Source organism: Kocuria sp. HSID17590, from assembly GCF_003989485.1.
Classification (GTDB): Bacteria; Actinomycetota; Actinomycetes; order Actinomycetales; family Micrococcaceae; genus Kocuria; species Kocuria salsicia.
In genome coordinates, this window is sequence record NZ_RBMB01000054.1 from 1 (window position 1) to 8,110 (window position 8,110).

Consider the following 8,110-nt stretch of genomic DNA (forward strand, 5'->3'; position numbering starts at 1 on the left):
TCGCCGTGCGCCGCACCGCCGTGTGCAGCGCGGTGTCCCCGCTGGGACCGAACGGCTCGCCGTCGGGGCCCCCGGAGTCCCCGGACTCGCCCGAGGACGGGTACCCCTGGTGCGCCAGACGCGTCAGCTGATCGGTCACGCTCACGTCGGATGAACCTCCCCTGCCGCCGCAGGTCCTACTCGTCTGTCATGTGGTGGCGCGCCCGCGGGTGAGCCGCGAGCGCGCCGTGGTGGCGGGATGTCCGCTCAGGTGGGTGGCCGGCTCAGTAGAACGGCTGACCGGTGCGGCGCACCCAGAGCTGGCGCTGGACCTTCTCCGCCACGCTGGTCCACACAGCGTATTTCGCCCGGCTGAGCGGCTGGTCCCAAACTCCTACGTAGTCCACGACAGTCTTCGTGAAGCTCGTCTTGAACAGCCCGAGCCCGTAGTAGTGGTGCTCCTTGTTCTTGAGCTGGTCCGAGGGCGGAGTGCCGCAGAAGTCGTACTGCACGATCCCGTGGTCCCGCTTCAGGTCCGTGATGGCGCTCCACTGCACCAGGTGGGAGTCGCCGTACTGCTTCCGGCGGGGCTTGGAGCCGCCGTCCTTGTACGTGCCCTTGTTCCCGTAGGCGATCACGTACGCGCCCACGGAGGGCCTGCCGTCCTCGAACGTGAAGTAGAGCCGGCCCTGGCCGCGGCGCTCGAAGCCGGTCCAGAACGCCCTGTAGTAGTCATAGGAGCGCAGGTTCACCTTGGCGTTGCCCTGGCCCACGGAGTCCATGAGGGCGTACATGGCCCGCATGTTCTCCTCGGACAGCGGCACCTGCTCCACCTCGCAGCCCTCACGGGTGGCGCGGCGCACGGCGTTGCGCCCGCGCGAGTGCAGGGACTTCAGCAGGGCCTTCTCGTCCATGTCCGTGTCGAGCACGGCGGTGGAGTCGTTGGGCTGGATCTCGAAGGACTTCACGAGTCCGCTGCGCGCCAAGACCCCGGCGGCGTAGTCCGAGGCGAGGATCTCGGGCTCGTACTTGATGGCGAACACGCCGTGGGCAGCACCGGCCACGAAGCGCTCGTTGGCCGCGACGATGCCGGGGATGTCGTCCACGCTCGCCACGTCCGGGCCCTTGATCATGTACCAGAGCTTGCCGAGCACAGGAACGGACTTCTCCAGCACCAGGTTGTAGCTGGGCTGCGAGCCGTCCGTGGGTTCGTACACCACGTGCACCGGCTTCCAGCCGTGGTCCTTCTTGACCTCGGCGAACGCCTCGGACTGGAGCAGGTTGCCGCCCGAGGGGTTGGCGGTGACGTGGGAGTCCCACTCGGCTACTTCCTGGCCGGTCGCAAAACGTGCCGTGAATTCTCGCAAGGGTCTCTCACTCCTGTACCGCGGACGTGCTCTGACGTTGTCGGGCGGGCACCGTTGGGGCGCCGCCGCCTCACATGGTATCCCCCGGACTCAGGCGAGCCCCGGGTCCCGGGTGCGGGAGTCCTCCGCCGGGTCCACGTGCTCCGCGTCCGGCGACGGGTCCCGCGTGGTGTGCTGCGCACCAGCCTCGGTGCCGGGCTGGCCCTCCGGGCGTCTGCTCGTGCCGGTCGTGGTGTCCTCGTCGCCCTGTCCCGCGCCCGACGCCGGTGTCGCCGCCCGTGTGCCTGTGCTCGCGGCGTCGTCGTGGTGGCTTTCGGCACCGACCGCCGCGCCACCCGCCGTGACCCGCTCGGGAGCATGGTCCACCGCGGGGATCACGCCACCGGGAACCAGGGGGCTGCGGTCGTTGAACACGTACTTGCCGGGGTGACCCGCGGTGAAGCGGTCCGGGTCCGCGTAGCGCCAGTCCTCGCCCCAGCCACCCTCCACGCCGTCGAAGAGCTCGCCCGGCTGCAGCCAGCGGTAGAGCGACTCGTAGGAGATGCTCTGGGTTGCGGTGACCTTGCGGCGCAGCATCTCGCGGGTGAGCTCCTCCGGGTGCTCGCAGCCCATGGTGGAGATGATCTGCCCCGCCTCCTGCACCGTGAGGCGGTGGTAGCGCTCCACGCGGTCACCCTTGTCCTCGACGTCCAGCGCCTTGTAGAGCTGCGGGTTCTGCGTGGTGACGCCCACCGGGCACTTGTTGGTGTGGCACGCCTGCGCTTGGATGCAGCCCACGGCCATCATCATGGCGCGGGCACTCATGCAGAAGTCCGCGCCCTGGATGATGTGGCGCACGATGTCGTGCCCTGAGGTGATCTTCCCCGCGCAGCCGAGCTTGATGCGCTCGCGCAGCCCCGAGCCCACGAGCGCGTTGTGCATCAGGATGAGCCCCTCAACGAGCGGGGTGCCCACGTGGTCCTGGTACTCCAGCGGCGCCGCACCGGTCCCGCCCTCGGAGCCGTCCACGACGATGAAGTCCGGGGTCACGCCCTCCTCGATCATGGCCTTGCACATGGCCAGCACCTCCACGCGCGAGCCCACGCACAGCTTGAAGCCGATCGGCTTGCCGTCCGAGAGCTCCCGCAGCCGGGCGATGAAACGGATGAGCTCCCGCGGGGTGGTGAACGCCGAGTGGCTCGCCGGGGAGATGCACGTCTGTCCCACGGGCACCCCGCGCGCCTCGGCGATCTCCTCGGTCACCTTGGCCCCGGGCAGCACACCGCCCAGCCCCGGCTTGGCGCCCTGGGAGAGCTTGATGTTGATGGCCTTGACCTGCGGCAGGGTGGCCTTGCGGCGGAAGATCTCCGGGTCGAAGTTGCCGTCTGCGTCCCGCGTGCCGAAGTACCCGGAGCCGAACTCCCAGAAGATGTCGGCGTCGTGCGCCAGGTGGTACCCGGTCAGCCCGCCCTCGCCCGTCTCCTGCGCGAACCCGCCCTTCGCGGCGCCCTTGTTCATGGCGAGCACCGCGTTCTTGGACAGGGAGCCGAAGCTCATGGAGGAGATGTTGAGCAGGGAGGCATCGTAGGGCTGGCGGCAGTCCGGCCCGCCCAGTCGCACGCGGTGCTCGTCCTCCGGCGCGGGTTTGGGGGCGATGGACTGCACGAAGTACTCGTAGCCCGGGGCGTTGACGTCAAGCTCCGTGCCGAACGCCTTGTCCCCCTTGAAGCCCTTGGCGCGGGAGTAGACGAGGGAGCGCTGGTCCCGGTCGAACGGCTTGCCGTCGTAGTTGCGCTCGATGAAGTACTGCTGGATCTCGGGACGGATCTTCTCGAGGAAGAACCGCATGTGCCCCAGCACGGGGAAGTTGCGCAGGATCGAGTGCCGGCGCTGCGTGGCGTCGCGGACCCCCACGAGCAGCAGAGCGAGGCACACGACGGCGGGGATCCACCACCCCCAGGGACCGAGGACGGCCGCGAGGACCGTGACGAGGGTGGCGGCTGCCAGACCGACCAGAATCAGAGAACGAACCATGCTGGTCAGGCTACCCGCAGACGGCGGACACCGGGCCCTCCGTGAAGGAGACCCGGCGTCCGCACCGCGGGACGGCTCACTCGGCGTCGAGGTCCGTCTCGATGATTCCGGCGAGGTGCTCGAGGGCCGCCTCGGCGCCGTCGCCCTCGGCGGCGAGCACCACCTTGTCCCCGTGGGACGCGCCCAGGGACATCAGGGACAGCACGGACGCGGCGTCCATGCCTTCTTCGGCGTCCTCGCCCTCGGCGCGGATAGTGATCTCGAGGTTCTCGTACTCGCCTGCGGCCTCGGCGAAGATCGCGGCGGGGCGCGCGTGCAGGCCCACTCGGGAGGCCACGGTGGCGGTGCGTTCGGTCATTGTCGTACTCCTTGTTCTTCGGTGTTCTTCGGTGGTCGGGGTGGCGCGGCGGCGCTGCCCGGCTGTGGGCGAGGGCCGCCGCGCGGGTTCACAGTCCCAGGTCCGCGAGCACGGGCAGCTCGGCCCGCACCGCCTCCTTCGCCTCCTGGGCACTCGTCGCGTGCAGCGCAAGCTCCGCGAGCCGCCGGGCCTCAGCGGCGTCCACGCGGGCGAGGACGGCGGAGACCGCGGCAAGGGACCGCGGGCTCATGGACAGCGTGTCCACCCCCAGTCCCACGAGGACCACGGCCAGCGCCGGGTCTGCGGCAGCCTCGCCGCACACGCCCACGTTCTTGTGCTCCCCGCCGCGCTCGGAGGCCTGTGCAGCCCCTCGCGCGGTGGCCTGGATCATCCGCAGCACGGCAGGCTGCCACGGGGAGTTCAGATCGGCCAGGGAGCCGAGCATGCGGTCCGCGGCCATCGTGTACTGCGTGAGGTCGTTGGTCCCCAGCGACACGAAGTCCACGCGCTCCAGGATCTGTTCCGCGGTGATCGCGGCGGCGGGAGTCTCCACCATGACGCCGCTGACCTTCAGACCCGCCGCGACCACGAGGTCGTGGAAGCGGGCTGCCTCCCCCACGGTCGCGATCATGGGAGCCATGACCCACACGTCCGCGGTGCTGCGCTGCTTGGCGACGGCGATCGCCTCGAGCTGGCGCTCCAGCACGCCCGGGGTGGTCCAGTCCGTGCGGTAGCCGCGCACGCCCAGCGCGGGGTTGGGCTCGGTGGCGTCCGTGAGGAACGGCAGGGGCTTGTCCGCGCCTGCGTCGAGCGTGCGCACGACCACCTTGCGCCCAGGGAACGCCTCGAAGACCTCGGTGTACGCATCCGCCTGCTCCTCCACGGTGGGCTCGCTGTCCCGGCCCAGGAAGCAGAACTCGGTGCGCAGCAGGCCCACGCCCTCCGCACCGGCCTCCGCGGCGGCCCGGGCGTCGTCGCCCGTGCCCACGTTGGCGAGCAGCGGGACCACCGTGCCGTCCGAGAGCGCGCCGCGCCCGGCGAAGGACGCCAGCTGCTCGGACGCGCGCTGCCACGCCCGCACGGCCTCCTGCTCGGTCTCCCCGGGGGCCACGACAACGGTCCCTGCGGCACCGTCCACGAAGACGGGCGCTTCCCCGGCGACGTCGAGCACACCCTCGACCGCCACCACGGCCGGCAGTCCCAGGTTGCGGGCCAGGATGGCGGTGTGCGACTGCGGGCCGCCGGAAGCGGTGACGAGCGCGACGACGACGTCCGGGTCCAGCACCGCGGTGTCCGCGGGTGCGAGGTCCTCGGCGGTGAGCACGAACGGCTCACGGCGTTGCGGCACCCCCGGGGCATCCTCACCGCGCAGCTCGGCGACGATGCGCGCCCGCACGTCCTCGATGTCCGCGGCACGCTCAGCCATGTAGCCGCCCATGGCGCGCATCTGGTCCGCGTACGCGGTCGCGGCCTGCCACAGCGCGCGCTCCGGGCTCAGCCGCTGCTCCGTGACGAGCTTGCTCGCGTTCTTCACGAGCGCCTTGTCCCCTGCCATCAGCGCAGTGGCCTTGAGCACCTCCGCGGCGGACTCGGAACGGGCCCGCGCGGCGCGCTCCTTCAGCCCCGCCTTCACGGCGAGCGCTGCGGCCTTGAGACGGTCAGTCGCGGTCTCCGCGTCCCCCTCCAGCGCCTCGTCCTCCGGCGGCTCGCTCACGGCGGGCGCCATGTGCACCAGGGGCGCAATGACGCGTCCCGGGCTGACGCCCACGCCGTGCAGCGTGTCCCGCCGCGGCTGCTCGTTCATCATGTCCTGCTCGCTCATGGTTCTCACACCTCCACTGTCTGCTTGGTCTGCGGGACGCCCGGGACCTCACCCACGCTCTTCTCCACGTGACCGAAACGCTTGAGGACGGTCACCACCACGCCGGTGATCACGGTGCCCACCAGGATGGACGCCACGAACGCGAGGCGGCCGTCGATCACGGGCAGGATCCAGATGCCGCCGTGCGGGGCTGCCGAGGTGACTCCGAACGCCATGGTCATGGCACCGGTGACCACACCGCCGAGCATGGATGCCGGGATCACGCGCAGCGGGTCCGCCGCGGCGAACGGGATCGCACCCTCGGAGATGAAGGACGCGCCGAGCAGCCACGACGTCTTGCCGTTCTCGCGCTCTGCCGCCGTGAAGTACCTGCGGCCCAGCACGGTCGAGGCCAGGGCCAGGCCCAGCGGAGGAACCATGCCCGAGGCGATCACGGTGGCCATGATCTCCTGCGGGGCGGTGTTGGTCGCGGTCGCGGCACCGAGACCGGCCACCGCGAAGGAGTACGCCACCTTGTTGATGGGACCGCCCAGGTCGGAGCACATCATCAGGCCCAGGACGGCACCCAGCGTCACGGCGGACGCGCCGCTCATCCCGGCGAGCACGGAGGTCAGCCAGGTCATGAACATCGCGATGGGCCCGCCGATCACCAGGAACAGCAGTCCGCCCGCGAACAGCGAGGCCAGCAGCGGGATGATCACCACGGGCATCAGCGAGCCGAGCCAGCGCGGGAGCTTGGGCAGGGTCAGCCAGTACGCGCACAGGCCCGCGAGCAGACCGCCCACGATGCCGCCGATGAAGCCCGCGCCCATGAAGTTCGCCACGAGACCGGCGGCGAAGCCCGGAGCGATGCCCGGACGGTCCGCGAGCCCGTAGGCGATGTAGCCCGCGAGCGCGGGGACCAGCAGATTAATCGCCAGGTTGCCGATCTTGAACAGCACGGCGCCGAGGTACATGCCCAGCGACACGTCGCCGAGATTGCCCAGCGTCGCGGTCCCCAGGATGTCGTCCGCCTGCTGGGCCACCAGCACGGGGTCCGCGATCATGAACGCGATGGCCATGAGCAGACCGCCCGCGGCCACGAACGGGATCATGTAGCTCACGCCCGTCATCACGGCCTTGCGGATGCGGGAGCCCCAGCCCTCGCTGCCGGTCAGGGCGTCGGCGGTGTCCGTGCCGTCCCCGGTGACCCTGGGGGCCCGGGGGTCCTCAGCGGCGGCGAGCGCCTCCTCGATCATCTCCCGGGGCTCGTCGATGCCCCGCTTCACGGCGGAGGCGATGTAGGGCAGCCCGGCGAAGCGGGTGCGCTCGCGCACGTCCACGTCCGTGGCGAAGATGACGGCCTCGGCCTGCGCGATCACCTGCGGGTCCAGGCGCGTGGCGCCCGAGGAGCCCTGGGTCTCGACCTGCAGCTCCACCCCCATCTCCTGCGCCGTGTTCGCGAGGGCGTCCGCGGCCATGTAGGTGTGCGCGATCCCCGTGGGGCACGCGGTGACGGCCACGAGCCGACGCGGCCCGCGCTGCTCACCGCCCGTCCCTGCGGTCCGGTCCTCGGGGGAGCCGTTGGCCACGAACGACGCCGCCGCGGCACCTCCCACGGCACCCGCGCTCGCGGCCGTGCCCGGGTCGGCGCCGGGCGCACCGGTGGACGGGGACTGCGGATCCCCGGCGAGGGGCGCCGACGACGCGGTGCCGGAGGCCACGGTGCCGGACGATGCCGTTCCCGGCGCGGTCGCGGCGGAGGAACCCGACGCGCCGGTGGTGGTGCCACCGGCGGCCGGGTCCGCGCCCCCGGCAGCGGGTCGAGAGGCGTCGTCCGGGACGGGTCCCAGACCCAGTGCGCCGTCGACGATGCCCACGACCTCCTCCGGGGTGGCGGCCGCGCGCAGGGACGCGACGAACGGCTTCTTCATGAGCGAGCGGGCGAGCTTGGACAGCAGCTTGAGGTGCTCCTGGTCCGCGCCCGCGGGGGCCGCGATGAAGAACACGACGTCCGCCGGGCCGTCCTTGGCGCCGAAGTCCACCGGGGGTGCGAGCCGCGCCATGACCAGCGTGGCCCGCGTGACGGCCTCGGACCGGCAGTGCGGGATGCCGATGCCGCCCGGGATGCCCGTGGCGTTCTTGGCCTCGCGGGCCAGGGCGTCCGCGGCGAGCGAGTCCGCGTCACGCGCGCGGCCCTGCCGGTGGACGGTCGCGGCGAGCTCACGGATCACGCTGTCCGTGGACCCGCCCAGGTCCCGGTCCAGCAGGACCAGGTCCGGTGTGATGAGATCTGACATGTCGGTGCTCCTCGGGTACGGGCCGGTACGGCGCGCAGCGGATGGGTCAGGAACGGGGTGCCGCGGGGCCCCGGTCGGAACCGGGGTGGTCCGGGGCGCCGTCGGCGGGGCCGGGCGCACCCGGGGCGGTCCCCGCGGGCTTGGCAGTCCCCACGGGCGCGGAGGTTTCCTGGGGGTCGGAGAGCCGGGGCGCGGCGGGGTGAGGCAGAACGGGGAGGGACCGTGCGGCGTCGTCGGCCGTGCCCTGCGGGGTGCGGGAGGCTGCCGGCGGGCCGAGCCCCGTGACGCGCAC

The 8,110-nt window shown here is 71.7% G+C and carries 5 protein-coding genes and 1 pseudogene; all 6 read right to left on the bottom strand.

Annotated features, from left to right (window positions below; genetic code table 11):
• Positions 1-263: 263 nt before the first annotated feature.
• Positions 264-1,346 (bottom strand): peptidoglycan bridge formation glycyltransferase FemA/FemB family protein, encoded by a 1,083-nt coding sequence (locus tag D8M39_RS12040; RefSeq protein WP_055085044.1) that lies wholly within the window; start codon positions 1,344-1,346, stop codon positions 264-266.
• Between the two features lie 90 nt (positions 1,347-1,436).
• Positions 1,437-3,359 carry an FMN-binding glutamate synthase family protein gene (locus D8M39_RS12045; protein WP_055085042.1) on the bottom strand — a complete coding sequence of 641 codons (1,923 nt, stop codon included), beginning with the start codon at positions 3,357-3,359 and terminating at the stop codon, positions 1,437-1,439.
• A gap of 76 nt (positions 3,360-3,435) precedes the next feature.
• Positions 3,436-3,717 (bottom strand): HPr family phosphocarrier protein, encoded by a 282-nt coding sequence (locus D8M39_RS12050; RefSeq protein WP_055085040.1) that lies wholly within the window; start codon positions 3,715-3,717, stop codon positions 3,436-3,438.
• A gap of 88 nt (positions 3,718-3,805) precedes the next feature.
• Positions 3,806-5,539, bottom strand: a complete 1,734-nt coding sequence (gene ptsP, locus D8M39_RS12055) for a phosphoenolpyruvate--protein phosphotransferase (RefSeq protein ID WP_238694081.1) — start codon at positions 5,537-5,539, stop codon at positions 3,806-3,808.
• Between the two features lie 5 nt (positions 5,540-5,544).
• Positions 5,545-7,818 carry a fructose-specific PTS transporter subunit EIIC gene (locus D8M39_RS12060; protein ID WP_126875092.1) on the bottom strand — a complete coding sequence of 758 codons (2,274 nt, stop codon included), beginning with the start codon at positions 7,816-7,818 and terminating at the stop codon, positions 5,545-5,547.
• A gap of 46 nt (positions 7,819-7,864) precedes the next feature.
• Positions 7,865-8,110 (bottom strand): annotated as a pseudogene (locus tag D8M39_RS13065) (1-phosphofructokinase); the annotation flags it as partial.

Coding starts and splice junctions, on each gene's coding strand:
- D8M39_RS12045 (WP_055085042.1), bottom strand. CDS start 3,359: ATGGTTCGTTCTCTGATTCTGGTCGGTCTGGCAGCCGCCACCCTCGTC.
- ptsP (WP_238694081.1), bottom strand. CDS start 5,539: ATGAGCGAGCAGGACATGATGAACGAGCAGCCGCGGCGGGACACGCTG.
- D8M39_RS12060 (WP_126875092.1), bottom strand. CDS start 7,818: ATGTCAGATCTCATCACACCGGACCTGGTCCTGCTGGACCGGGACCTG.
- D8M39_RS12050 (WP_055085040.1), bottom strand. CDS start 3,717: ATGACCGAACGCACCGCCACCGTGGCCTCCCGAGTGGGCCTGCACGCG.